Raw genomic sequence first — 26,034 nt, forward strand, 5'->3', positions numbered from 1 at the left:
TGGCACATGTTAAGACAAAAGAATATAAGAGGTGATCGCATGAATGTGGAAAAATCGCCTAATTGGGAGGAAGAATTCGCTGAAAGGCTCAACACACAACAGTGGGATAGCTGGAAACTGTACAAAATGTGCTACGATGTTGTTAAAACGAATCTTATCACTGAATTTACTGGCTTAAAGTCATTGAAATATTTGCCCAACGTAACACCGCTTGAACATCAGCTAGAAGCCGCCCAGACGGTGATCGAAAGGATGAACGGTAAAGCTATACTCGCAGATGAAGTAGGACTCGGTAAAACAATTGAAGCAGGTCTAATATTAAAAGAATACCTCATGAGAGGCCTTGTTAAAAAAGCTCTAATTCTTGCACCAGCATCTCTTGTCAATCAATGGTCTGATGAGTTAACGAGTAAATTTTATATACCGGCCATCCCCTATAGAAAGAACACTTCCATTGAGCATACAGATATTCTCGTCATGAGTATGGATACTGCCAAAAAAAGTCCACATAAAGAGGCTATCTATGCAGAGGCGTATGACATGATTATTATTGATGAAGCGCATAAACTTAAAAACCATAAGACTAAAATCTACGAATTTGTTCAAAGCTTAAAGAAAAAGTTTTGTCTATTATTAACTGCTACCCCGATTCAAAATGACGTATTTGAACTCTTCAATCTCATCTCACTTCTAAAACCTGGTCATCTAGGCAACTTCGATGTATTTCAATCATCATTTAAAGCGAGCAAGCATGATTTAGAAAACGACGAGTTTCTAAAGGAACTCGTTAATCAAGTAATGGTCCGAAATAGGCGACAGGATACAGGCATTGAATGGACAACAAGAAAAGTGCATAATATCCCTGTTGAATTTACTGAAAAGGAAAGAGAAGTTTATGATTTAATACTTCAATTGAAAGACATCTCATCTGTCTTTTCAGGCTCCTTTTCTATGATTACATTGCAAAAAGAAATGTGTAGCAGTAAAGAAGCTACATGTCTTACACTAGAAAATATGATGAAAAACTGTAATACGAAAGATGAAATTGCATTCGTTGAAGAAGTAATAGAACAATTAATGGCACTCCAAACGAATGCTAAGGCTGAAAAAGTGTTAGAGATTGTACGTAGTGCCGAGGATAAGGTGATTATCTTTACAGAATACCGTGCAACCCAGATTTTTCTTCAATGGTTCTTGCATAATAACGGCATAACCAGTGTACTATTTAATGGTAAATATAATAAAAGTAAACGCGATTATATGAAATATTTGTTTAAGGAAAAGGCGCAAGTATTAATTGCAACGGAAGCGGGAGGGGAAGGGATTAACCTTCAATTCTGCCACCATATTATTAACTATGACTTACCATGGAATCCAATGAAGCTAGAACAACGAATCGGTCGCGTACATCGATTAGGACAAGAACACGATGTCCAAATCTATAATTTGGCAATAGCAGATACGATTGAACAAAAAATATTAGATCTCCTGCATTTGAAAATTGACGTTTTTGAAAAAGTTGTCGGGGAGTTAGACGATATCTTAACTTACAAACATCCAATTTAGGTTTAGGAAAATGTTTAGAAAGGAGGAAAAGCATGTATTCTTCGCAAGTGAACGAATATCTGAGCCATTTTTTTGAAGAAACAGACTGTTCTATTATCGAAAGGCATCCTCATTATATTACGGCTCAATTGACAATCGACATGGACAAACGAATTATGAATCGGCCTTATTATTGGAAATATGTTGAGAGTACGAATGGTGTTCCTTGTCCTGCTCAACTCACATGTATTACACATCCCGAAGAAGTTTTGGAAGATGTAAAAGGGGAGATCGTACGATTTGGTTCTTATCGGCTTAATCAAATCTTTCACGTAGCACAGCAACTCGGTGCATATGTCCATTTATATGAAGCTGTTGATGATAATCAGGACCAAATATTTTTAACACCTTTTCTCGGTGTAAACTATAAAGTTTCCTATTACTGTGATCAAACAAAAGAAATGCTTTTTTCTTTCGGCTTGAATTTAATGACTGGGGAGGTAATCGAACAATTCCATGAACAGATTCAAGAGCTGTCATTTGTGTCGGAAAGACCGGATGCTGCGTTTCCGTTACAATATATTATAAAACCGCTCAGAGGAATAGAACGACTTGATGAGTTACTTTATAATATCATCCAAGGCGATGACCATAATTGGGCAGAGAAAGCAAAACAAAAATGGGTTAGAGATCAAAGAGTTCTCGATTACTTCTATAATGATGTAGAAGATAAACCTGAGTGCTACGAAATCGAAAAAAAGGCACTAGAGGAACGGTATGCGGCGAAGATTAAATGTGAAATTATTAATGGCGGTATCTTTTATTTGAAATAAGTTGGAGCTCAATACACTATGCTGTATTGAGCTTTTTCGTATGGGGTTATTGAAATATAAACGAAATTTTCATTCAATTGTGTTACAATTGGTTTATACATACATAAATTCCAACTAAAGCATAATAAAGGAGTGAGAAGAAACATCATGGGCAAAAGACCAAAAATTCACCTGCCTAAAACTAAAAATGAAAAAATATTTGATTTGTTTGGCTATTTGTTCTTTGCTGGGTCAATTATCTTTCTAGTGCTTGTATGGGGACGCTTGCCGGAACAGGTCCCTGCCCATTACAATGCAGCAGGCAAGGTAGACCGCATGGGCTCAAAATGGGAACTTTTTTTATTGCCGGGGATAAGCTTGATCATCTTCCTTATTATGTTGCCAATTGAAAAGCACCCGGAAATCCATAACTACCCCGCAAGAATAAACGAAGAAAATGCAACAAGTTTTTACTTAATCAGTAGGCAAATGCTCAACCAAATAAAAAATATCTGCCTAATTCTTTTCTCTCTGATTGCATTTGAGTCCGTTTCTATTGCGATGGGATGGTGGAAGGGGTTTGGTATATGGTTTCTCCCTGCCGTTCTTGCATGCACACTCATACCATTAATTGTGGGTATTATACGGCAACAGAAAATCCAGTAAAGATTTAAGGGAGTAGGGGGAAATGCTTATGAATAAAACTATCCAAGAGCGTTACTTTAAAAATGGACAGCTGCTGACAATACCTAAAAAAGAAAAAAACAAATTGCAGATTCTAGATATTATCATTCAACGCTTTAAAAAAAATAAAATATACACAGAAAAAGAAGTAAATGAAAACCTACAGCAAATGTATGATGACTTTGCTATTTTGAGAAGATACTTGGTGGATTATGACTATCTGCGAAGAACAAATAATGGCAGCCAATATACAGTCAATTCAGATGACGCCCTATATAATGAATAAAAAGGACATGAAGCCCATCTCATGTCCTTTTTTATATTATAGTTTCAGACACATGAATTGTTTATAATAGCAAACCTTCATTGTATGAAGGATAGTTACAGGTTGTATTTTCACTAGAATTAATTTTTTAAAAAATAAATTTTGATAGTTAAATATTTATGTATACATGCGTTTCAGAAAAATTAAGCTGGGTAAAAAATAGTGAGCTAGTTAATATTAACAGCGATTTATTGGGCAGGCGATATCTATTGAAAAAGTTTATTGTCCAAAATTTAGGGTAAATTCAAGATTGTAGAAGAAAATAAAAATAGGATGGGTGATTTTGTGGCACAAGATAAATCAATTAAAACCAATGTAAATGAAAACAGTAAAAACGAACAATTAGAAAATTATCGAGTAAGTAATATGGGTAAACCATTAACAACGAATCAAGGCAGAAAGGTAGTAAATGACGCCGAAATATTAACTGCAGGTGAACGTGGTCCTTCTTTGCAACAAGATTACTATTATTTTGAAAAAATGACCAAATTTGTGCGTGAACCTATACCTGAAAGGAAGGTACATGCGAGAGGATATGGAGCGCATGGCGAATTTGAATGTTACGAATCGATGAAAGACCTAACAAAAGCGGGATTCTTACAAGAGGCAGGCAAAAAGACACCTTTATTTGTACGCTTTTCAACGGTACAAGGGAGCAGAGGATCTAAAGATACAGCCAGAGACTTACGCTGCTTAGGTGTGAAATTCTATACAGAAGAAGGGAACTATGACTTAACATCCATTGCAATGCCAGTATTAATTAACACAGATCCTATGAAATTCCCGGATGTTATTCATGCATATCAAGCAGAACCACGAACAGGTATGCCAACAGGTGCTGGTGCCCATGATACGTTTTGGGATTATGTAGCAAACAATCCAGAAGCTCTTCATATGGCTTTATGGGTAATGTCCGATCGAGGCATCTTAAGAAGTTACCGTATGATGGAATCATGGGCGATTAATACGTACTTATTTGTTAATGAGGAAGGTGTTCCTACATTTGTTAGATTTGTTTGGAAGCCAGTACTCGGTGTCCATTCAATATTGCAAGATGAGGCACAAAAAATCGGTGGGATTGACCCGGACTACCATCGACGAGATTTGAGAGAAGCAATTGATAAAGGTGCATACCCAGAATACGAATTAGGTGTACAACTCATCTCACAAGAGGATGAACACAAATTTGACTTTGATATTCTTGATCCTTCTAAATTCTGGCCAGAAGAACTTGTACCAGTTAAACTCATTGGTAAAATGACGTTAAACAGAAATGTTGATAATGAATTTGCAGAAATTGAACAAGTTGCATTCAATCCGGCAAATGTAGTGCCAGGTATTGATTTTTCCAATGACCCTGTACTGCAAGGTAGACTAATTGCTTATCAAAGTGCTCAATATCATCGCCTGGGTAGTTCTAATTTCCAAGATTTACCTATAAATCGACCGGTCTGCCCGTTCCATAATAACTCGCAACAAGGCTTTATGAGATATCCAATAGATGTAGACGAAGCAAAATACAATAATAATTCATTAAGTAATAGTTCGCCTCATACAACACCAATCGAAGAGGGAGGCTATGAACATTATCCTCAAAAAGTGGACGGAACCATGACGAGAGCAAGAAGTGATTCATTTACTGATTACTATACACAACCAAGAATATTCTGGAATAGTTTAACGGAGATTGAAAAACAACATACAATTAAAGCGTTGAGCTTCCAAATTGGTAGCGTATTAAGCAAGTCCGTACGCCAACAATGTGTAGATCAACTTGTAAACGTAGACCAAGAAATGGCCTATATTGTTGCTGATAATCTCGGCGTAGATCGTCCAAGTGGTACACATGTCTCAGTTGAAACAAGCTACCCATCTCTAAGTCAATATACGAATATGAATAGTTCAGCTTATACACGTAAAGTAGGTGTATTAATTGGTAATGGATTCAACGGAAAAGAAGTATCTGAGGCGTTGAGTTCACTAGAGGAAAACGGCGTATTTGTGGATGTTATTAGTGATAAGCTTGGAGAAGTTAAGGGAGATGACGGTACGTCAATTATGGTCAATAAAACGTTCCTCACTTCAAGTCCATATTTAGTCGATTCACTATATGTTGTGGGTGGTACTTCGACAGACCAACCTATGTTTGATGGCGAAATGGCCATATTCGTTCAGGAAGCTTACAAACATTATAAACCAATAGGAGTAGCATCAACAGGTAAAGCTTACATTCCTACAACTCAAAATAATAACTTGTCAGGCGTAGTATTTGCTGCAAATAATCCAAACTTCCATAAAGAATTTGTCAATGCAATTGCGATGGAACGCTTCTGGGATCGCACATAATATAATAAAAGATAAATAGACTGGCTGACAATTCAGCCAGTTTATTTACTTTTTAGTCAATAAATTTTAGAATTAAATAGCTCCTCTTATCAGTAAATGATAAGAGGATTTTTAGTTTCTATATAAAGGAAAATAAGGTAAAATTAAAATAATACATATACGAGGGGTGAATATTATGATGTTATTCATGTTATTTCTTTATCTTAGCTTAATAGCTGTTCTCCTTTACTTTACTGTAAATTTTATACGACTTGTATATAAATTGAAGGGTCCTGTAATTTTTCCATTAACCATTCAAGACCAAGAGAATATAAAAATATTTCCACAGAGAAAAAATGCTCGTCAATCCCTTAAAGCAATAAAAGAAAGTGCGTTCTTATACGTAATAGCTTTAATGTTTGCATATGGTGCGTTAATCTATAGTTATTTATTTTCAATCAATACCTTTATTTTAGCTGTTATCCCAGTAGTAAATATTAAAAATCTTCTTAATCTATTTGCAATAGTTGAGAAAGGCATAGTAATAGGAAACAAATATATTCCTTGGAGAAAAGTGAAATCATTTAACTTCCAACCTATCGACTTTAACCATCCTTATTACGGGTACAGTAAGGATATTAATAATGGATACGAATTAGTTATAAAAAAGCAGCTTTTTTCAGTTAGCTGTATTGTTACAGATGAAAATACTAAACATAAATTACAGAGTATTTTAAAACAAAATGGGATAGCTGGTTTGGACGAAAGCATCTCAAAAAAAGAGACAGTATTAAACCAGTAAGTTTGATTTAATGCTGTCTTTTTTTATTGGGTACTTAGTTTTAATAAAGCCTCTAGCAATCGAGCTAGTTAGACAACACTTTGAATATATGATAACGTAGTAAACATGTCGAATAATGCATATTTTTGAAAGGAAGATCAAGAAAAGAATGAAACATTATTTAATAAGAGCTGGTATGTCTCCTTATGAAAACTTTACTCCGGCTTATGAAATTGTCCATAATTCGATTGGCAGCAACGTTGGGAATCTAGTGTATGCCTATAGTATTTTCAGAACATTAACCACAGAGGACGTCAAACTGACGCCTGATTACTATAAAATCAATCCAAATAGAGCAGATTATATCAATGCAAATTATGATGGCTATATTATACCGCTTGCGGATGCTTTCAGACCAAGCTTCGCACCGAAACTTAAGAAATATGCCGAATTGATTAATCGCTTGACGATACCTGTCTATGTAATTGGGGTAGGGCTTAGCATTGATTTTGAACCAAATCTAGATCAGTCGTTTGAATTTGATCAAGACGTTAAGGATTTTGTAAAAGCAGTTCTTAATAAATCTTCGATTATTGGTGTCCGAGGCGATATTACTGCACGATATTTAACCAAATTAGGATTTACAGAAGGGAAAGACCATACAGTAATTGGTTGCCCATCAATGTTTGGTTTTGGTCGAGATTTGCCGATCCGCAATACTACAATCACGCAGGATTCAATGGTAACGATTAATAACTCGCCAAAATCTCCTAAACATGTTTTAGACTTTATTGACCGCAGCGCCCACGCTTTCCCTGACCACTATTATATTCCACAATGGCTCCGGGAACTTCGAATGATTTATTTAGGCGGACCTGACCTGCCTGGTAAAGGATCAAACTTCCCTTATAAAGTAGCACATCAACTATATCAAGAAGATCGTGTCCGTTATTTTACGAATGTTCCATCCTGGCTTGAGTTTGTCGAACAAGCTGACCTAAGCTTTGGTGCTCGTCTTCATGGTAATGTAGCAGCAATCTTAGCTGGAACTCCTAGCATTATCATTCCTAAGGACGGCCGTATGAGAGAACTTGCGGAATATCATGATTTCACTTATTTATGGGCCAATGATATAGATGATAATACTAATATTTTGGATGTAGTGGAGAAAGCAGATTTCCAAAAAGTTAGTAAAAGGGCGCCAGAAAACTTTGATCGCTATATAAGCTTTTTGAATGAGAATGGGCTTGACCATGTATTTAAAGAAGATCCAAATGTAAAAAATACAGTATTCGATCAAAGAATTGAAAAGGTAGATTATTACCCTGCAGTCAAATCATTTGTTGCATGTTCACATGAAGAATTGATTGGACGATGGGCAGGAATATTTGAACAAGAAAAAGCTGTTGAAAAAAGTAAAAGCGAAAAAAAAATTACTCAGCTTCAAAAACAAATTCAAAAACAAATTCCGCAGCTTAAAAAAGAAATCAATACACTGCAACAAGAAGTGAAAGTACAAAAGGCTACGTTAAATCGTAAATCAGTGCAATTAGCATTAAAGGCAGCAAGGTTATTTGGCAATAAGAAGTAAACTGGTGAAGCGCTTCTTAAAATTAATAATTCACCCGTACGATTCCGTGATAGAAAGTGCTGAAATTTCATATTCTATAGTGGCCATGTTTCGTCCAGCTATTTAGGAGGAACAATAGTGCTATAATGCATGAAAGGTTGAGTAGAGATGAAACGCTTTTTAAAACTCTTGGCAGCATTTGGTTTGATTGAGGGATTCCTTTATCTAAATCAGCAGTGGCTCCAATTATCAACGTATAGGATTCGAGTTAACAAGCTTCCATGTGAATTGGAAGGATTGCGGATTGTTCAAATATCAGATTTGCATCATGCCCGATTTGGAAAGAATCAAAGACATCTAATCGATCATGTGAATGGTCAAAATCCTGATATAATTTTTATCACTGGTGATTTGGTGGACCGATTCTTTTTCAATGAAGTGAGAGGTCTTAACACAGTAAAGTCCTTATTAAACATTGCACCTGTTTATTTCATAACAGGCAATCACGAAGAGTTAATTGAAGGTTGGTTTGACCTTCGCGATCATCTCAAAAAAATGGGCGTTCATATCTTAGCTAATCATTATGAATTGTTCCACCATAACGGCAAGTATCTTCAAATCGCCGGAATAGAAGACCCAGCAGGCGGGAAAGATCTAGAAGTAATGTTAGATAATGCGCTTGCTGGGATTGACTATTCTTTACCTATTCTTTTGCTTGCACATCGTCCAGAACACCATAAACTTTATGCAGAGCGTGGAGTTGATGTAACATTCAATGGCCATGCACATGGCGGCATTATCCGCATCCCGTTTATCGGTGGTTTGATTGATCATAGCTATCGATTATTCCCTTCGAGAGTGGAAGGTGTCCATAAAACAGACAATATGATTCAAGTAATTTCTCGTGGATTAGGAAATAGCGGGTCAATGTTTCGCCTGTTTAATCGACCCGAAATTGTTGTAATAGAGCTTTTAAGCTAGTAAAGATTTTCTGTTAAAGAAAATCTTTTTTTATTTGTTCTAAAATCACTTACCTTCTATTACAGTGTAATGAGGAGGGACTGCACTTTGCTAGTTGATGGCGTTTTCTCGGGTGGAGGAATTAAAGGCTTTGCTTTTGTGGGTGCTCTTCAAATGCTTGAAGAGAATGATATATATTTCCATCGTGTAGCAGGTACAAGTGCAGGCGCTATTGTGGCCTGTTTTTTGGCAGCCGGCTATACAGCAAATGAGATTGAAACCATGCTTGATGAATTAGATGTAAGTACTTTTCTGGATCAAAGAAAAATGATGTTTAATCTACCTTTCATGAAATGGATTAATCTCTATTTTCGAATGGGGATTTACAAAGGGTTAGAGCTTGAAAGATGGTTTTATGAAAAGTTGTCAGAAAAAAACATTTATACGTTTAGTGATCTTCCAGAAGGTTCGCTGCGCTTGATAGCATCCGACTTAACGAATGGAAAAATGATTGTGTTCCCAGATGATTTGAATACCTATAATATAGAACCTGGATCCTTTTTAGTCTCTAGAGCTTTAAGGATGAGTTGTGGTGTTCCGTTTTTCTTTGAGCCTGTCAAACTATATGTTGGGCAAGGCGAATCTATTGTTGTAGATGGTGGTGTGCTCAGCAATTTTCCAATCTGGCTGTTTGATGAGGAGGTCAATAAGGAGCGACCTGTTATTGGCATTAAGCTAAGTAATTCACGAAAGGATATGGAGCCACATAAAATTCGAAATGGATTACAGCTATTTGAGGCGCTTTTTGCGACGATGAAGGATGCGCATGATGAGCGCTATATTTCCCGTGTACATGAAAAAAATATTATTTTTTTACCAGTTGAGAAATTTAGCGCTACACAATTTTCTTTAGATGGAGAAACGAAAGAAATATTAATTGACATTGGTAAGAAACGCACATTCGATTTCTTGAAAAGCTGGAGTGGCATGTATTCTTATCAACATTAACAGCATTTTAATAAATAAAATATAAAAAAATGAGAGCTTGGGAAATCCAGTCTCTCTTTTTTTATGAAAACGAGACAATTGTATGAGTTGTCACAAACTTTTCTCACATAAAAGCTATATTTTAAGCACTACTTTCGTTATAATAAAATTTGGAAATTATCCAATTGATTATGATTATTGGCTGTTTAATAGAAAAGAGGAAAATTCAACTATGAAGTTTACAAGAAAATTAACCTTTCAACTAGGTTCTATCATTGCTGGTATATTGATTGTGATGATGGTGATTTCTTCAATCGCTACATATAAAACTGCTTACGATAAACTATATGAAGCGGCAGGCATAGAGGCGTATGGCTGCGCTAATATTACAACTGGTTTAATAAAACCGGAAGACGTGAATCAAGCATTATCCGGGAATCAAGAAGCAAAGGACCGGATCAGTGAACAGCTTAATTGGACAACAGCACATAAGGATATTTTTGAATCACAGTATATCCTTGATTTAGAAGGAAACATTCTAGCATTAGATCAAAATTTAACGGACAAGGGTTTTCATACGGGAGATTCCTTTCACATTGACAAAAGTGCAATGAGTACCCTACTTAGTATGAAACATTCCACATATACAGAGCCGTATACATATGGAGGGCTGAAACGTTTATCTGGTTATGCCCCTATCTATAAGGATAATGATCCAACGCAAGAAATTATTGCTGTTAGTGTAATAGATTTTGATGCAAATATTGTTAGTACGAGAACATGGGGTGTGGTGAGTAAAGGAATTCTAGTAAGTATAATTCCTATGCTTTTAGCCGCAATCGTAACATTCTTCTTAATTCGCCGTAAGACGAAGCCGATTTCCCAATTAATCTCACAGGCAAAAGAAATTGCTTCAGGTAATCTTTCTGTTGCCAATAACCAGATTAAAAGTAATGATGAAATTGGCGATCTTGCTCAAACACTAAATCAAGTGAGCGATAATTTGGAACAGATGATAGCCACGATGCATACTACATCACATCAGTTGAGTGAAAATGCGCAAGAGACTGCAAGTTCGTTAACTGAAATGAATAATGCCGTACAAATTGTTGCGCATAATATAGAGGACGTCTCGATAGCTGTAACTGATGGGATGCACCATACAGAAAACGCTTCGACTGTATTAATATCGCTTGCAGAAGAGTCGATAGAAATGAAGCAAAGAGCTGATCAAACTGTAGAAAAATCAAATCAAACAATGGCAGTGGCCAAGCAAGGTGAGCAACGTGCCATTGAAATCAGCCGTGATATGGAGAGAATCAGGGGCGGTTCCCAAGAAGTAAGCCAGACAATATCTGATTTAGTCGAATCTGCTTCACAAATCCAAACTATTACGACAAGCATTTCGGGTATTGCTTCCCAGACAAATTTGCTGGCGCTAAATGCATCGATTGAAGCTGCACGAGCAGGTGAGCATGGAAAAGGTTTTGCGGTAGTAGCAGAAGAAGTGCGTAAGCTTGCCGAACAATCAGATGGCGAAGCATCACAAGTCGAAAAGCTCGTACAAGATATTATGAAAAAAATTCAACATGTCCTAGAATCAGTAGAAGACAATACCAAGCAGATAGAACAAGGTGCTGAAACGGTTAGTCAAACTGTCACAGCATTAAGCGAAATAGCAGTATCAGTTGCTGAAACTGTAAAGGAAACAACGGTAATATCTAATTTAATGGCAAAGGAAACGGATCAGGCACAGCATGTAGCAGAGATGATCCAGGAACTTGCAACTTCCATTCGCGGTATTGAAAACACGATGAACAGTATCTCTGCGGCTGCAGAAGAAACGACTGCTGGGATTGATGAAGTATCCACTCGTTCAGGTACCACCAATGAGATGGCATGCCAACTTGAAAACCATGTAATGCAATTTCAATTGAAAGAATAAAGAAATCCCCCATTGAGATAAATGGGGGATTTCTTTCATAACTATAGCATCCAACAATTACTTTTTCTTTTTTCCGAATTGTACAGCGACAGCAGGAGCTTTCTTTTTCACCTCAAAATGAACATTAACGTTCACCGACTTTTCGTTATTGTATATAATCTCTAATACTTTGCCTTTTCGTCCTTTAATGCGCAAATCATCTCCAACTTTTGGCAGTTTCCTTAAAAGTTGGCTTAAGACTATGTTTTTTCCTTCTAAAAAATGAACTGTATACATTCATGCACTCCTTTTTGCTAAATTCTCTTTTTATTTTATGTAAGACTTAAGAGAGAATAGAACGAAAGAGGTATAACTTATCCATTCAAAAACAAACTACTGGTGAACACACTTGAATGGAGGATAACTATGGCAAAACAGGATAATTCAAATCACAGAAGATCAAATAGCAGCGCGCGAATTAACAGTATGATTGAAAATACAAAGAAGAATATTCAAGAAGCAGAAATTAGTATGGAATTTGCAGGGAAAGAAGAGTTAGAACATCTTCAAGAAAAAAATGAGCGCAGACGAACAGAGATTTACCGGAAAGAAGAAGAAAAAAGAGAAAAAGCGGCTGAAAAAGCTTGGCGCGATAGCTTTGATTAAATAGGAAAACAAGACAAGCAGCAAATGATTGCTGCTTGTTTTTACATATAAAATATTTGATTTTGATTTCAAAAGGTGAAAAACTCTGTATAATAAAAAAGTGTAATTTTAGCATATATAAATAGATTATTATGACAAGTAAACAATTTTTTATCAGAAGGGATTTAATATATGAATATGATGGGACATTACAATAGTGCCCTTTTAGCGTTATCTGTAGGTATAGCAATAATTTCTTCATACACTGCCTTAAATATTATTATTAGGCTTATGTCGTTAAAAGGAGGGCTTAAGCAGCTATGGTGGTGGGTAGGAGCTGCTACTTTTGGTGCAGGCATCTGGTCAATGCACTTTATTGCAATGCTTGCGCTTAAATTGCCTATGCCAGTTTCCTATAGTGTATTTTGGGTATCTTTATCTTTTATATTAGCAATCCTGGCAAGTGCAGTTGCTTTTCTAATTGTTAGCCGAGGACTTAAAAGAAAGATTTATATACTAATAGGTTCATTATTTATCACAACCGGTATTGTATCGATGCACTATATAGGTATGAAGGCGATGAATATGGGGATGGATATTTCATATGACCCTATTCTTTATCTATTGTCATGGTTGATAGCATTTGCAGCTTCAGTCGTATCCTTATATTTATTTTTTTATTTCCAATCTAAAACAGTTGGGATGCAATTGCAAAAGTGGATGAGCTCTGTAGTCATGGCGGGTGCAATCGCAGGCATGCATTTCACAGGAATGGCAGCAATGAAAATGAAGCCAAACCATGAGATGCTCCATTTTAAGAGAACAGCTATTGATAGTGGTGTTTTAGCTTATACAGTAGCCGGCGGCATGCTGTTCATCTTTGCTTGTATTATCGGAGGTTTTTATTTAGATCGTCGTTTTCAACAAACGTCTACTGAATTGGAGTTCAAAGATAGCATATATCAGTCGATAATTCTTACGGCAAGTGATGCTATTGTTTTATGTAATTCAAGGGGTATGATTATTTCCTTTAATAAAGCAGCAGAAATCATTTTTGGTTATAAAGAAGAGGAAGTCCTTGGGAAGCAGCTTGAAATTATTATTCCCATGGAATATCGCGAAGCACATCGTAAAGGAATGGATCGTTATCTTAGAACAAAAGAGCCACATGTAATTGGTCGAATGGTAGAATTAAAAGGATTACGAAAAAATAATGAGGAATTTCCTTTAGAATTGTCTCTTTCTGCATTAAAAAAAGGGGATGAAACATATTTCAGCGGCATTCTGCGCGATATCTCAGAAAGAAAAAGAACAGAAGAAAAGATAACGGAATTAGTTTATCGCGATCCGCTAACAAATTTACCGAATCGTAGGCTATTAAATACGCATTTAACGATGTGTATTGAACAAGCTGCAATAAGCGGTCAAATGCTAGCAGTATTGTTTATCGATTTAGATCGCTTTAAATATATCAATGATACATTAGGTCATGATGTAGGTGATGCATTTCTGATTGAAGTAGCTAAACGTATGGAAACATGTATACAAAAAAAAGATATGCTTGCACGTCAAGGGGGCGATGAATATATTATCGTTGTGTCGCATACTACACATCAACAAGTCGTAAGTTTGGCAAAAGAGATTTTGGAAAAACTCAACCGTCCATTTTTACTTGGCGAGCATGAATTGTTTATTACTGGATCGATTGGTATAAGTATGTATCCCTCAGATGGAATGGAGCATGAGATTCTTATTAAAAATGCAGATACAGCTATGTATCGAGCAAAAGAGCTAGGGAAAAACAATTATCAATTCTTCACAGCTGAGATGAATAATATGATGGCGAAGAAAATGAATTTAGAAATAGGTCTGCGAAAAGCTATAGAAAATCATGAATTTGAGTTATATTATCAACCACAAATTGGTGTGGATACAGGCAAGGTGACAGGAGTGGAGGCCCTAATCAGATGGAATCATCCAGAAATTGGCCTGGTTCCGCCAAACGATTTTATCCCACTCGCTGAAGAAACAGGTCTAATTATTCCGATGGGCTATTGGATTCTACGAGTTGCCTCACAGCAAGCCAAAAAATGGATAGACCAAGGCTTTGATGATTTAAGAATGAGCGTGAATATTTCCTCAAGGCAATTTCAACAACCTGATTTCGTTGAAACTGTCCAGACAATACTATCAGAGACAGGATTGCCAGCAAAAAATCTTGAATTAGAGCTTACTGAATCGATTGTTCAAAATCCAAAATCTGCGCTCCCTGTGATGGAACAGCTAAAAGCAATGGGTGTTAAACTTTCTTTAGATGATTTTGGGACAGGCTATTCTTCTTTGAGTTATTTACGCTCATTCCCGCTTGATACGTTAAAGATTGATAAGTCTTTTATTCGATATATCAATGAAGAAATAAAAGACGAGGCGATTGTAAAGACTATCATAAATATGGCCCATAGCCTCAAATTAAATGTGATAGCTGAAGGCGTGGAGACAGAAGAACAACTCTCTTTATTAAGCGACAATGACTGCCATGAATTCCAAGGTTACCTATTTAGCCGACCTGTGAAAGCAGATGAGTTACAAGATATTTTAGAAAATCATAAAGCGCATAAAACCGATTGATCTTTTCAATCGGTTTTTATATTTGTTCTATTATTCACCTAGATGATTATCCTAGTCATAGATTCATTTGACTTTATGTATACATTTGTATACACTAAAAATGTTGATAGATAAAAATTTCTAAATGAATAAGATGCAAAAATCATACAGAAGAAATGGGGCGGAAAAATGTTTGTACAAATACGAAGATGGATTCTAACTGAAGGACATGCTAATAATATTATTGATCGTTTTTCAAAAAAACCGGGTGAAGGACCTTCATTAATTGAGCAACGCGATGGGTTTATTAGTAGAGAATTGTTATTGAAAAATACCCGGCGTGGCGAAGAAGAAGTTGTGATGATTATTCGTTGGGATTCAGAAGAGGCATGGAAAGCTTGGGAGAAAAGTCCTGAGCATATTGCTGGCCATAAGAAGCAAATTAAAGAACATGGCGGCAAGCCCCCAAAACCTGAGTATGTTATTAGCATGGAAAATAGTAACTATACAGTTGTTGAATAACAAGAACGAAAGGAAGATACTCGAATGAGTGTCTTTTTTTATATGATTTTTCAATAAGGAGTTAATATTGAATAACAAATTTTTAGAAGGATAATTTTTAAATTAGTTAGAGATTATCAATGTCCAAAGCACGTTTATTGACTTCTTAATGGACAAGAGTATACTTTTATTTTAACGTATGATAAAAATATTGCATTAAAAAACAATATGAATGAAATATTGAATAATTGAATGGAGGATGAATATGAATCAACAAATGCAAAAACAAATTACTTTAAAACAACGTCCTGTTGGGATGCCGAAAATGGATGACTTTGATTTTATTGATACGCCAATCGGGACAACTTCAGCTGGGGAGGTATTAATCCGTACAGCTTATATTTCGGTTGATCCATATTTACGCGGTAGAATGCAGGATACCAAATCATATATAGCTCCGTTTGAGTTAAATAAGGTAATCACTTCTGGTGTTATTGGCCAAGTAGTGGATTCTAAGTCGGAAAGTTTTTCGAAAGGTGACGTAGTACTAGGTAATCTTGGATGGCAGGAATATTCTGTTGTTAATGAGAAAGAAATAAAAAAAATTGATAAAAATTTAGCACCAGTCACAGCTAATCTAAGTATTATAGGCATGACTGGATTAACAGCATACTTTGGACTACTTGATATTGCGAAGCCAAAATCAGGTGAAACAGTTGTTGTATCTGGAGCTGCAGGCGCAGTTGGGTCGACTGTTGGACAAATTGCTAAAATAAAGGGAACACGAGTAATAGGAATTGCTGGAACAGATGAAAAATGTCAATATTTATTGAATGAACTAGGATTTGATGAAGCCATTAATTATAAAAAAGAAGATGTTCCAACAGCTTTAGCTAAAGCATGTCCCGAAGGAATTGACATCTACTTTGATAATGTGGGTGGCACCATTTCAGATGCTGTATTCCCGCTTCTTAATAAATTTGCACGAATTCCTGTTTGTGGAGCTATATCATCCTATAATGATGTAGAAGTGGATATGGGGCCTCGAGTTCAAACAGCACTTATCAAAACAAGTGCCCTTATGAAAGGTTTTACACTAGGTGATTACTCCGACCGAATTGGAGAAGGGTATAGCGCACTTGCAACATGGTTAAATGAAGGAAAGCTCAAATACGAAGAGACAATCGTAGAAGGGTTTGACCATGTTATTGACGCGTTTCTTGACCTATTTAAAGGAGCAAATTTAGGTAAGCAATTGGTTAAAGTTTCGGAAATAGACTGATAATAAGTGGTTCTCGTAAGCAAAAAGCATTCCATCGATGGGAATGCTTTTTTGCTTACAAATAATAGAGTGTGTGAATCTTTCTCTAGAGTTAATATCTCTGTTAAAGTTAATACTATTTAATGTAGCCGAAAAATGGAACGGACACTTAGTTAAAAATATGTACTCTTCCTACATATTTTACTTTACCAAGATCATATTTAATATTTACAATCATTACATAATCTCCAGTTGCTTTTGGATAATTATATGTTCTTATTTGGTCATCTATTTCGGGATTCAAATTTGCTCTTCTTTTAACATATAACTTTTTGTTTTTATAGAAAGATACATTTATTTTTTCTACTTCAGCTGAATAGCTTTTAAATTTTTTATTCGCAGGTGTTAGCCCCAGACTTTCTTCTACTCCTGCTTGTAAGTTGTTTTGCTCTTGTTTCTCAGCAAATTTGAAAATATCATCAACTTTCATATTTTCAGATGAATCTTGAGACCAATCCACTTGTGCAATACCTAAAACAATGTCTCCAGAAGCACTAGCTAAGTTTACACTTGGGGGGGAAGTGTCTGAATTTGATGTAGATGAACAGGCGGTTAGAATGATACAAAATAAGAGTAGTATGTTTAATTTAAGTTTATCTTTCAATTTGATCACCTCTATCTATCACCACCAGATACAAAATATACTATTATAAGTAATTATCCTTATAAAAAATTTCTTACATGAGTTTAACATTAAAATGGTAAAAAATCATATATATGTGTTAAAAATGCGCTGAACAAATGTATGGTTTAAATACAAATAATAAATGATAGGGGTGTGTCATTTATGAGAGATAGAGGATCAGTTGTTATATTAGAAAATAAGAAAGTTTTACTCATTCAAAGAATTAGAGATAATTCTATTTACTATGTTTTCCCTGGTGGAGGAATCGAGATTGGTGAAACACCAAAAGACGGAGCTAAAAGAGAAGCCTTCGAAGAATTAGGGGTAATTGTAAACGTTAATGAGTGCATTTTAGAAGTCGAATATGATGGTACTCAATATTTTTTTCTATCTGAAATCATTTCTGGCACTTTAGGAACTGGCCAAGGAGAAGAATACACTAACATAAATAGAGATAGAGGAATGTACTTGCCTGTGTGGATGGATATAGAAAGATTATCGTCTATTGATGTAAGACCTCAGGAATGTGCTTTAAAGGTTCAATCTTTACAAATCAATTCATCTAAATAGTACAAGGGAACTCCTAGTGGTTAAGAGGTTTCCTTATTACGAGAAACGAAGGAGGTTATGTTTATGAATTATGGAGATGATTTATTCAAAGGAACAGCATGGTATTATTCTAGGTTTAGGCCTATCTATCCGTCTTATTTATTTAGATTTTTAGTCAATAAGTTTTCTCTAGATGGTCAAGGTAATATGTTGGATTTAGGGTGTGGAACTGGGGAAATAGCTTCTAGACTTTATGATTGGTTTGATTCAATAATTGGTATCGATACGGAAAATGAAATGCTAAATGAAGCAAAGGAATTTAAGAAAAAATTTCGAATCCCAAACATTGAATATTTTAATGGTGATTTAAATCAATTTATTTATGAAATGAGTGTTTCAAATATTAAATTAGTAACAATGGCAAAATCATTTCACTGGATGAATAGGGAGGAGGTGTTAGAAAAATTATATAATCTTATTATCCCAGGAGGAGGAGTAGCAATCATTGATAACTATATTCCTAATAAAGAATTCACTCTATGGGAAAATAAGGTGAAAGAGGTGATAAGTAAATGGTATGGAGATAAAAGAAAAGCTGGAAATACAATTTACGCTCATCCAGATAAAAGTCATGCAAGTATAATAGAAAACTCTAAATTCAAGTTAGAAATACATAATCTACCTTCTTACAAATATCGTTGGACAGTAGATTCAATTTTAGGGAATATATATTCAACCTCATATGGCGCTAAAAGATTTTTAGGGGACAATATTTCTGGCTTCGAAAATGAACTCAGAAATGAATTATTAAAAATAAATAATTTAGGATTATTTGAAGAAGATATTAATATCTCTGTTAAATTGGCCTTAAAGGTTTAGGGCGAATTATTACAAATAATTAGGAATACAAAGAGAAGAACTGTTTTTTTACCTCTTGTTCCATAGCAAAATAGTATGAAGAGTTTATTTCTGTAAATTAATTACATATATTTACTCTTCATATATATTTCACCTTATCCTAGATCGTATTTAATATTTACAACCATTACATAATCTCCAGTTGCATTTGGATAATTATATGTTCTTATTTGGTCATCTATTTCGGGATTAAAATTTGCATGAAGAATATTCTTCTGACTTTGTTCAGTCTTAGGTCTAATATTATTTGAAAATATAGAATGTTATATTTTATTTATCGAAAGGAGGAAGAATATTTGAATATCAATCAAGTAATACTTAAGACGAAAAGACTAGAAGAAATGAAAAAATTTTATAGGGATATTCTAGAATTACCTATAGAAATCGTTACAAATGGTAGCTTTAAAATAAAATTTGGTCTTACAATAGTTGAGTTTACCAATGTTCATGAGGCAGAAGAACCTTTTTACCATTTTGCATTTGATATCCCTAAAAATCAATTTCAAGCTGCTAAGGAATGGGTTAAACAAAAAGTAACGCTTTTAAAAGAAAAAGATCAAGATGAAGTATATTTCGCAAGTATAAAAGCAAATTCTTTATATTTTGAAGATCCATCGGGGAACATTGTAGAATTTATTGCAAGATTAGATAATCCATCGAGCCATGTTCCTTTTACTGCAGCAAATATTATAAAAATGTCTGAAATAAGCTTAGTTGTTAAAGATAAAGTGCAGGCTGCAAAACAATTAAGGGAACTTTCCATTGTTGAAAGGGATGGAGAAGAAGTAACGAATGATAATACATTATCTTTTATGACAAAAGGAGATTTGCCAGTCTATTTATTATTAGTAAATCCGAAAAGAAGATGGTTTTTCTCTAATAAAGTAGCTACTGTGTTTCCTTTAGATATAATGTTAGATTCTAAAATTAATATTGGGGTCAATGATGACAATAAGTTTTATATTGAATAATCATAGTAAGCGGTACTGTTTTATAATATTAGAACCATCTTTATAGACAATAAGACTTTTACCATCAGAAGTAGTTTCTAATATATTGTATACCTTAGTTCTAGTTTTTGAAGGGAAAAACCAAATCTTTGCTAATTCTATAGATGATCAAAGTAAGATGCAAATTACAAATGAAAAGAAGGGGAAATGATAAATACTATTTATCAAATATAGCCTATTCAATGAAAGGATACTAGCGATTGAAAATTCCCTATAAGGATATTCTAAGTGAGAAAAACTTTACTTTTTTGTTATTTGGAAGACTCTTCAAAAGAAGCTCTTTAACATTGTTTAGTCTGGAACTCATCTGGTTAACAATAAAGCTGACTAATAGTTCACCATTCTATTTGTCTTTGATAATTATGGCGCAAACGTTACCATTTATTGTTTTTGGTATTTATGGTGGAGTAAAGGCGGATAAATGGAATAAGAAGAAAATAACAGTAATATCTGATTCTCTTATTGCGATATTAATTCTTGCTATTCCAATACTATTCTTTTGGGGATTTTTAAATTATTTTATTTTAATATGTACAGCCGTCCTAATTAGCATTCTTAATTGCTTTTCAGAACCAAGTTTTCGTGCTTTGTTACCTGAACTAGTTACAGATAATAAATTACAGAGAAGCAACGCTCTATTAGATTCTATTCAACGTGGTGCTAGTATTCTAATCCCAGCTTCAGTAGGAATAGTTGTTAAATTTACTGATCAAATACACATTTTCACTCTAGCATTCATTTTAATGAGTATTTCGACTGTATTTCATTTGCTAATTAACTATCAGGTTCCTCAGTTTAATACTAGTCAAAGTGAAGAAGGAACAGTAAGTGAAATTAAATCGACTTTAGCTTATTTAAAGTCAAATAGAAGTATTCTTATTATTATACTTGTTCAATTTATAAGCATACTGATAAATACAGGGTTGTGGCGTGTGGGATTACCTATTTATTTGGATAAAAATTTAGAGAAAGATATTTCAACCTTCGGAATTATTACAGGTATACTTGGTGCAGCAGCATTTGCTACTTCTATTATGCTTGGTACATTGAAAAAACTTAAACCATTAATAATTTTTAATATAGGGATTATCCTATGGGGAAGTGGTTTGTTAGTAATTGGTTTATCACCATCTATTTTTATGATCTATCTAGCAACGATTCTTATTGGAATAGGTCAGGCAAGTGAAGGGCTTGGAAGAATTGTATTAATCCAACAACAAGTACCAAATAATATGCTAGGTAAAGTGTTTAGTATATCATCATCTATTAATTATACAAGTGACACAGTATCGTTGGGTATTATGAGTAGTATCCTAGCAATTCTTTCTACAACTAGTGTATTTTGGGCTGGTGGAGGGATTATACTAACAATTGGTTTGATAGGTTTTAATTCATTGAGAAAAGAAAATAACTACTGAAAAAGGAAAATCTACGTTAAGGGATTGAATAGTTTGATAAGGCTTTCTGATAATGATATAGATAATCTTAATAATCATTGACTATTTAAATACAGTTCACTTTTTACTAGGATGTAGAATTCAGCCTGTACTCTCACTTAAAACTAGCAGGGTAAAAAGGGCATAGGCGTTATTAAACTCTATATATTGATGAGTAATACATAAAGGAGCTCCTGTTCCCATCTTGAAAAATTCAAACGAACCATGAGAAGTGTTAATTAGATGTTGAGTCCATATAATAATACCTCCAATAATAAATATAAATAGATTGTAATATTGATAAATAAACTATATATCTCATTAAAGAAATCAGTAGATAGTATTGAATTGAAGACAAATATGCACCGAATAATGATAGGATTATTAGGGTAGACTTTATGTAAGGGAGGCAAAGCCTCTCTATTTTTTATATGAAAGAAGTGATGAACAAAAATGCCAAATGAGAAAAAAGCTAATAGACTGATAAATGAGACTTCTCCTTACTTACTACAGCATGCATACAATCCTGTTAACTGGTATCCATGGGGAGAAGAGGCTTTTACCATAGCTAAAGAGGAAGATAAGCCTGTCCTTGTTAGCATTGGCTACTCGACTTGTCATTGGTGCCATGTCATGGCTCATGAATCATTTGAAGACGAAGAGGTTGCATTTTTATTGAATAAATGGTTTATCTGTATAAAAGTCGATAGAGAAGAGCGACCGGATATTGATTCAATCTATATGAATGTTTGTCAAATGATGACTGGCTCTGGCGGATGGCCGCTTAATGTTTTCTTAACACCAGATCAGAAACCTTATTTTGCTGGGACTTATTTTTCAAAATACAGTATGTATAAAAGGCCAGGGATGATGGAAATTCTGCCTTATCTCGCAAAGGCATATCATAAAGAACGAGATAGAGTTGATGAAGTAGGAGCGCAAATTATGGATGCTCTTTCAGATCTGTCTAAACCTGAGAAGTCTGCAATACATGAGGATGCTGCTGGTAAAGCATATGGCCAATTAAAGCAGGGGTACGACAAAGTCTACGGCGGTTTTGGAACAGAACCTAAGTTTCCAAATCCAAGCCAACTATTATATTTACTAAGGTATTATAATATGACAGGAGAAAAAGAAGCTTTGGAGATGGTCACTAAAACATTGAATGCAATTTATCGAGGCGGGATATATGATCATATCGGCTTTGGTTTTGCAAGATATTCAACGGACCGGATGTGGCTTGTACCACACTTTGAAAAAATGTTATATGATCAGGCGCTTCTAATACAGTGCTATACAGAAGCATATCAAATAACGAAAGACGAAAAATACAAACAGATTGTCTATGAAACAATTAAATTTATAAAACGTGAAATGCAACATCCAGATGGCGGTTTTTATAGCGCAATTGATGCGGATAGCGAAGGAGTTGAAGGTAAATATTATACATGGGATTATGATGAAGTTATAGACATCCTTGGTCCAGAAATAGGAAAGGCATTCGCAGAGGATTATGATGTGACACTAGGAGGTAATTTCGAAGAGGTTAATATACCAAATTTAATTCATACACAGAATAGAAAATTATCAAAAGAAAAGCAAGAAGAATGCCGATTAAAATTATTAAAGGCTAGAGAAAAGCGAGTCTATCCTCATGTAGATGATAAAATATTGACTGCATGGAACACGTTGTTGATTGCCGCATTAGCAAAGGCTGGTGGAGTGTTTGAAGAAAAAACCTTTATTGAATTAGCGCAAGAAGCGGATGTTTTTTTACAAAAAAACGTAGTAAAAGAAAACGAACTATATGTTAGCTATAGAGAACAAAAAGTTTCTCAACCTGGATTTTTAGATGATTATGCAAACTATCTATGGGCCCTTAATGAATTATATCTTGCTACTGGTAAAAATGAATATCTTAAACGAGCACATCATATGGCAGATCAAACAATTGAGAATTTTCATGATGATGAACATGGAGCATTTTTCCTAACGAGTCATGCTGCAAGCCCTTTGCTTGTAAGAGAAAAAACGGCAATCGATAATGCCTATCCGGTAGGGAATAGTACGCTTGCCGTTCAAATGTTTCGACTAGGAAAGCTCTTGGAAGATGATAAATATCGAAATTTGGGAGATGAGATTCTTCAAACATTTGCCTCTGATATTAATCGTTATCCTGGAGGTACATTTTGGCTGCTTCAAGCTTTACTTGCCTACCAAGCGCCTTCAAGTGAAATCCACATCAACAATCCAACTAGAGGTATAAAGAATGCTCTTTTTTCCTTCTATCGACCGTTTGATGTTTGGCATATAAAGGATGAAGGACCATTTGAAATGCAAATATGCGAGGATTATGCATGTCAACTGGCGATCCATAATGAAGAGGAAGCTCTCAAAAAATTAGGACCTACTAACATCGCCGATTAAAAAAATCGGTGATGTTTTTTTGATAGTAATACATTCTAGTAAAAATTTATTGATTTAATATGAGTATAAAGTTATAGAATGAGATGTCATAAAAATAGGTTTGTTTATCATTTAATTAACATATTTAGAAACAAATTTAGAAAAATAATGTCGAATTTACTGATATATCATGTATACTATATAATGTAGAAAAAGAGCGAGGGGGTGAAAAATGGTGGATAAAGACCTACAAAATGTGAGTAAATTAAAAGTAAATTTGCCTACTCATGGAGTTTCTCAAAAACCCCTTGATGATATCCACCAATTCATAGGCAAGATAAAAAAAATCCACCTATTACTCACTCAGAATACATACATAAAAGATACAGCAAAAGCATTAGGGTATATTATTGATGATGCGGTCCAAAATCCGACAGTTCTATTTGTTGGCATGAGAGGAACGGGCAAAACTACTCTCTTGAACACTTTATTAAAAAGACCTATTTTAAGTCATTTGAAAGAGGCGCATTTAGCAGTGAGTTCTATTTTTCGATATGCCGAAAAGGAAGAGGTACGTGCTCACTTTTATGATGGACAAGTAGCTTCTTTTGGCATTGAACATGTAGGGCTATTTACTTCTATTGATACCTCAGGTGCCAATATATTGCGTGAAGGGTTGGATTTTATTGAAATATTTATTCAAAATCCGCTCTTAAAGACTGTGACCATTATGGATGCTACGCTAGTACAGTTTAAAGGGAATAGAACTGCCTATATAAAAGAGAGCTTTTTACAGCGGGCAGAGGATATTTTCTGGATTGTAAACGCTAATCGTGAGATCCAGAAAGTGGAGTTAAACTTAATGAAGAAGAGCTCAAACCATATAAAGCCGTTATTTATTTCTAACTTTATGAGCTCAACTGGTTCGGTTTTAGAAGACCAACAGATTGAACACTATATAAGAAAAAGGGTCTCAGTATCTGCATTACAAGCAAATCAAGCACTCGCTCATAATGACAAAGAACAGTGGCAGCAAAGCAATATTGACATGATATATAAAGAAATAGAGCAATCAGCGAGCGATCGTTCAAAACGAATACCTTTTATTATTCAACGTTTGGCTCATTGGATTAAAAGATTTCGAGCTGAATTAGAAATTATAGAAGAAAGAGAACCCTATAACTCATCATTGAAAACATTAACAAGTTTTATAGAAGAATTTGATGAATTAAAAGATACTCAGTATGAAGAAAATCAATTTGTCGCTGAGATGATATCAGAATATGAAAAATTAAGTTGCTTATTTAAAGAGATTCATACACTTTATCAGCTCGTGCAAGCATTAAAACAACAGGATTTATTTAAGGAAGACAGTATTTTCGGAAAATTTAAGGAATTGGCAGAACATTATCTTGAAGAAGTAAGAGATTACCGAAAAAAGCGATATCAGTATACTGTTCAATTTGATATGCTAGATCAAAAATACAAAAGGATAAATGGACGATCTATTTTATCTTTTTTATTCGGCAAACGGGAAGAAGACCTTTATTTTATAAATCAAGCGAAAGAACTGAACGAAACTCAACAACTACTTGAACAAAAGTACAAGTCCGTGCTACGTCAAGAAGAGCTTTTGATAGAATTGGTTCCCGAAATATTAATTCAGCTCAACCAAACGGTCCGAAATAAATTAGAAGAGATACTTAAAAGTATTTCAGCTGTAGAATATGAAAGACTTGCAGCTCATACAAAGATACAGCAAGCTATTCAAAAATTAAGTACTTTTGATGATATTGTAGAAGCAAAGCAATGGGTTATCATGTTGGCTAAAGAAGAGTTATTAAATAACTCAATATGGTTGACAATAGAAGAAAGAGATAGAGTAGTGGAGGATATAAAAGCAATTGAAAGCGTACGCTTAGACTATTCAATTTTTATACAAGAGTATGAAAACTTGAAACTAAAAGAACCAAGCCAAGTACAGTCTCTTGTTGTCGTAAAAAATCCTTATTATGCTTTGACCTTAAAAGATGGGGATATACGAATGCCTTTAGAACCGCCACCACCTTTTTTAGAATTGAATACAGATTAAAAAGGAGCTGC

General features: G+C 34.7%; 22 protein-coding genes. 20 read left to right on the top strand and 2 right to left on the bottom strand.

The genetic code is table 11. The features are described 5' to 3' along the window. Window positions 1-39: 39 nt before the first annotated feature. The 10 genes from AC6CHJ_RS06195 (at window position 40) to AC6CHJ_RS06240 (ending at window position 11,934) form a co-directional block, all read left to right on the top strand. Entirely contained in the window at window positions 40-1,566 is a 1,527-nt protein-coding gene (locus AC6CHJ_RS06195; RefSeq protein WP_498287696.1) for a DEAD/DEAH box helicase, read from the top strand. Window positions 1,567-1,598: 32 nt separating this feature from the next. Beyond that, window positions 1,599-2,378 (top strand): YqhG family protein, encoded by a 780-nt coding sequence (locus AC6CHJ_RS06200; protein ID WP_392994182.1) that lies wholly within the window; start codon window positions 1,599-1,601, stop codon window positions 2,376-2,378. A gap of 147 nt (window positions 2,379-2,525) precedes the next feature. Further along, window positions 2,526-3,023 (top strand): DUF1648 domain-containing protein, encoded by a 498-nt coding sequence (locus AC6CHJ_RS06205; protein ID WP_249775867.1) that lies wholly within the window; start codon window positions 2,526-2,528, stop codon window positions 3,021-3,023. Window positions 3,024-3,051: 28 nt separating this feature from the next. Further along, window positions 3,052-3,327, top strand: a complete 276-nt coding sequence (locus tag AC6CHJ_RS06210; RefSeq protein ID WP_392994178.1) for a DUF2087 domain-containing protein — start codon at window positions 3,052-3,054, stop codon at window positions 3,325-3,327. Between the two features lie 312 nt (window positions 3,328-3,639). Continuing rightward, window positions 3,640-5,712, top strand: a complete 2,073-nt coding sequence (locus AC6CHJ_RS06215; protein WP_392994175.1) for a catalase — start codon at window positions 3,640-3,642, stop codon at window positions 5,710-5,712. 175 nt (window positions 5,713-5,887) lie between these two features. After that, on the top strand, window positions 5,888-6,493 hold the full coding sequence (locus tag AC6CHJ_RS06220; protein ID WP_392994172.1) for a hypothetical protein: 606 nt from the start codon (window positions 5,888-5,890) through the stop codon (window positions 6,491-6,493). A gap of 148 nt (window positions 6,494-6,641) precedes the next feature. Beyond that, window positions 6,642-8,063, top strand: a complete 1,422-nt coding sequence (locus AC6CHJ_RS06225; protein ID WP_392994169.1) for a polysaccharide pyruvyl transferase family protein — start codon at window positions 6,642-6,644, stop codon at window positions 8,061-8,063. A gap of 147 nt (window positions 8,064-8,210) precedes the next feature. Then, window positions 8,211-9,023, top strand: coding sequence for a metallophosphoesterase (locus tag AC6CHJ_RS06230; protein WP_498287698.1), 813 nt, complete (start codon window positions 8,211-8,213; stop codon window positions 9,021-9,023). Between the two features lie 87 nt (window positions 9,024-9,110). Continuing rightward, window positions 9,111-10,010 (top strand): patatin-like phospholipase family protein, encoded by a 900-nt coding sequence (locus tag AC6CHJ_RS06235; RefSeq protein WP_147193574.1) that lies wholly within the window; start codon window positions 9,111-9,113, stop codon window positions 10,008-10,010. A gap of 211 nt (window positions 10,011-10,221) precedes the next feature. Beyond that, the gene (locus AC6CHJ_RS06240; RefSeq protein WP_147193573.1) at window positions 10,222-11,934 is read left to right on the top strand and encodes a methyl-accepting chemotaxis protein; all 1,713 of its coding nucleotides are present in this window, start codon (window positions 10,222-10,224) and stop codon (window positions 11,932-11,934) included. A gap of 57 nt (window positions 11,935-11,991) precedes the next feature. On the opposite strand, the gene AC6CHJ_RS06245 is transcribed toward AC6CHJ_RS06240, so the two are convergent. Beyond that, on the bottom strand, window positions 11,992-12,210 hold the full coding sequence (locus AC6CHJ_RS06245; RefSeq protein WP_392994164.1) for a hypothetical protein: 219 nt from the start codon (window positions 12,208-12,210) through the stop codon (window positions 11,992-11,994). Window positions 12,211-12,339: 129 nt separating this feature from the next. Here AC6CHJ_RS06245 and AC6CHJ_RS06250 point away from each other — a divergent pair, with 129 nt between their 5' ends. From AC6CHJ_RS06250 to AC6CHJ_RS06265, 4 genes are all read left to right on the top strand, one after another. Next, window positions 12,340-12,579, top strand: a complete 240-nt coding sequence (locus AC6CHJ_RS06250) for a hypothetical protein (protein ID WP_147193571.1) — start codon at window positions 12,340-12,342, stop codon at window positions 12,577-12,579. 171 nt (window positions 12,580-12,750) lie between these two features. Continuing rightward, complete coding sequence (locus AC6CHJ_RS06255) at window positions 12,751-15,186, top strand: bifunctional diguanylate cyclase/phosphodiesterase (RefSeq protein ID WP_147193570.1); 2,436 nt, start codon at window positions 12,751-12,753, stop codon at window positions 15,184-15,186. A 168-nt stretch (window positions 15,187-15,354) separates the two neighbouring features. Then, window positions 15,355-15,687 (top strand): antibiotic biosynthesis monooxygenase family protein, encoded by a 333-nt coding sequence (locus tag AC6CHJ_RS06260; RefSeq protein WP_147193569.1) that lies wholly within the window; start codon window positions 15,355-15,357, stop codon window positions 15,685-15,687. Between the two features lie 244 nt (window positions 15,688-15,931). Continuing rightward, window positions 15,932-16,948 (top strand): NADP-dependent oxidoreductase, encoded by a 1,017-nt coding sequence (locus AC6CHJ_RS06265; protein ID WP_184117494.1) that lies wholly within the window; start codon window positions 15,932-15,934, stop codon window positions 16,946-16,948. A gap of 148 nt (window positions 16,949-17,096) precedes the next feature. On the opposite strand, the gene AC6CHJ_RS06270 is transcribed toward AC6CHJ_RS06265, so the two are convergent. Beyond that, window positions 17,097-17,591 carry a hypothetical protein gene (locus AC6CHJ_RS06270; protein WP_498287701.1) on the bottom strand — a complete coding sequence of 165 codons (495 nt, stop codon included), beginning with the start codon at window positions 17,589-17,591 and terminating at the stop codon, window positions 17,097-17,099. A 183-nt stretch (window positions 17,592-17,774) separates the two neighbouring features. Between AC6CHJ_RS06270 and AC6CHJ_RS06275 the strand changes: the two genes are divergently transcribed. The 6 genes from AC6CHJ_RS06275 to AC6CHJ_RS06300 all read left to right on the top strand — a co-directional run bounded on the left by AC6CHJ_RS06275 (window position 17,775) and on the right by AC6CHJ_RS06300 (window position 26,023). Beyond that, entirely contained in the window at window positions 17,775-18,182 is a 408-nt protein-coding gene (locus AC6CHJ_RS06275) for an NUDIX hydrolase (protein ID WP_147193566.1), read from the top strand. A gap of 63 nt (window positions 18,183-18,245) precedes the next feature. Beyond that, window positions 18,246-19,040, top strand: a complete 795-nt coding sequence (locus AC6CHJ_RS06280) for a class I SAM-dependent methyltransferase (protein WP_498287703.1) — start codon at window positions 18,246-18,248, stop codon at window positions 19,038-19,040. 335 nt (window positions 19,041-19,375) lie between these two features. Next, complete coding sequence (locus AC6CHJ_RS06285) at window positions 19,376-20,050, top strand: toxoflavin lyase-like VOC family protein (protein WP_498287705.1); 675 nt, start codon at window positions 19,376-19,378, stop codon at window positions 20,048-20,050. Window positions 20,051-20,289: 239 nt separating this feature from the next. Continuing rightward, window positions 20,290-21,507 (top strand): MFS transporter, encoded by a 1,218-nt coding sequence (locus AC6CHJ_RS06290; RefSeq protein ID WP_147193563.1) that lies wholly within the window; start codon window positions 20,290-20,292, stop codon window positions 21,505-21,507. 471 nt (window positions 21,508-21,978) lie between these two features. Continuing rightward, entirely contained in the window at window positions 21,979-23,952 is a 1,974-nt protein-coding gene (locus AC6CHJ_RS06295; protein ID WP_498287706.1) for a thioredoxin domain-containing protein, read from the top strand. Window positions 23,953-24,163: 211 nt separating this feature from the next. Then, window positions 24,164-26,023, top strand: coding sequence for a P-loop NTPase family protein (locus tag AC6CHJ_RS06300; protein ID WP_498287707.1), 1,860 nt, complete (start codon window positions 24,164-24,166; stop codon window positions 26,021-26,023). The last annotated feature ends 11 nt before the right edge of the window (window positions 26,024-26,034 follow it).

The sequence above is a fragment of the Rummeliibacillus sp. GQ308 genome, assembly GCF_059759115.1.

Coding starts and splice junctions, on each gene's coding strand:
- AC6CHJ_RS06195 (WP_498287696.1), top strand. CDS start 40: ATGAATGTGGAAAAATCGCCTAATTGGGAGGAAGAATTCGCTGAAAGG.
- AC6CHJ_RS06200 (WP_392994182.1), top strand. CDS start 1,599: ATGTATTCTTCGCAAGTGAACGAATATCTGAGCCATTTTTTTGAAGAA.
- AC6CHJ_RS06205 (WP_249775867.1), top strand. CDS start 2,526: ATGGGCAAAAGACCAAAAATTCACCTGCCTAAAACTAAAAATGAAAAA.
- AC6CHJ_RS06210 (WP_392994178.1), top strand. CDS start 3,052: ATGAATAAAACTATCCAAGAGCGTTACTTTAAAAATGGACAGCTGCTG.
- AC6CHJ_RS06215 (WP_392994175.1), top strand. CDS start 3,640: ATGGGTGATTTTGTGGCACAAGATAAATCAATTAAAACCAATGTAAAT.
- AC6CHJ_RS06220 (WP_392994172.1), top strand. CDS start 5,888: ATGATGTTATTCATGTTATTTCTTTATCTTAGCTTAATAGCTGTTCTC.
- AC6CHJ_RS06225 (WP_392994169.1), top strand. CDS start 6,642: ATGAAACATTATTTAATAAGAGCTGGTATGTCTCCTTATGAAAACTTT.
- AC6CHJ_RS06230 (WP_498287698.1), top strand. CDS start 8,211: ATGAAACGCTTTTTAAAACTCTTGGCAGCATTTGGTTTGATTGAGGGA.
- AC6CHJ_RS06240 (WP_147193573.1), top strand. CDS start 10,222: ATGAAGTTTACAAGAAAATTAACCTTTCAACTAGGTTCTATCATTGCT.
- AC6CHJ_RS06245 (WP_392994164.1), bottom strand. CDS start 12,210: ATGTATACAGTTCATTTTTTAGAAGGAAAAAACATAGTCTTAAGCCAA.
- AC6CHJ_RS06250 (WP_147193571.1), top strand. CDS start 12,340: ATGGCAAAACAGGATAATTCAAATCACAGAAGATCAAATAGCAGCGCG.
- AC6CHJ_RS06255 (WP_147193570.1), top strand. CDS start 12,751: ATGAATATGATGGGACATTACAATAGTGCCCTTTTAGCGTTATCTGTA.
- AC6CHJ_RS06260 (WP_147193569.1), top strand. CDS start 15,355: ATGTTTGTACAAATACGAAGATGGATTCTAACTGAAGGACATGCTAAT.
- AC6CHJ_RS06265 (WP_184117494.1), top strand. CDS start 15,932: ATGAATCAACAAATGCAAAAACAAATTACTTTAAAACAACGTCCTGTT.
- AC6CHJ_RS06275 (WP_147193566.1), top strand. CDS start 17,775: ATGAGAGATAGAGGATCAGTTGTTATATTAGAAAATAAGAAAGTTTTA.
- AC6CHJ_RS06280 (WP_498287703.1), top strand. CDS start 18,246: ATGAATTATGGAGATGATTTATTCAAAGGAACAGCATGGTATTATTCT.
- AC6CHJ_RS06295 (WP_498287706.1), top strand. CDS start 21,979: ATGCCAAATGAGAAAAAAGCTAATAGACTGATAAATGAGACTTCTCCT.
- AC6CHJ_RS06300 (WP_498287707.1), top strand. CDS start 24,164: ATGGTGGATAAAGACCTACAAAATGTGAGTAAATTAAAAGTAAATTTG.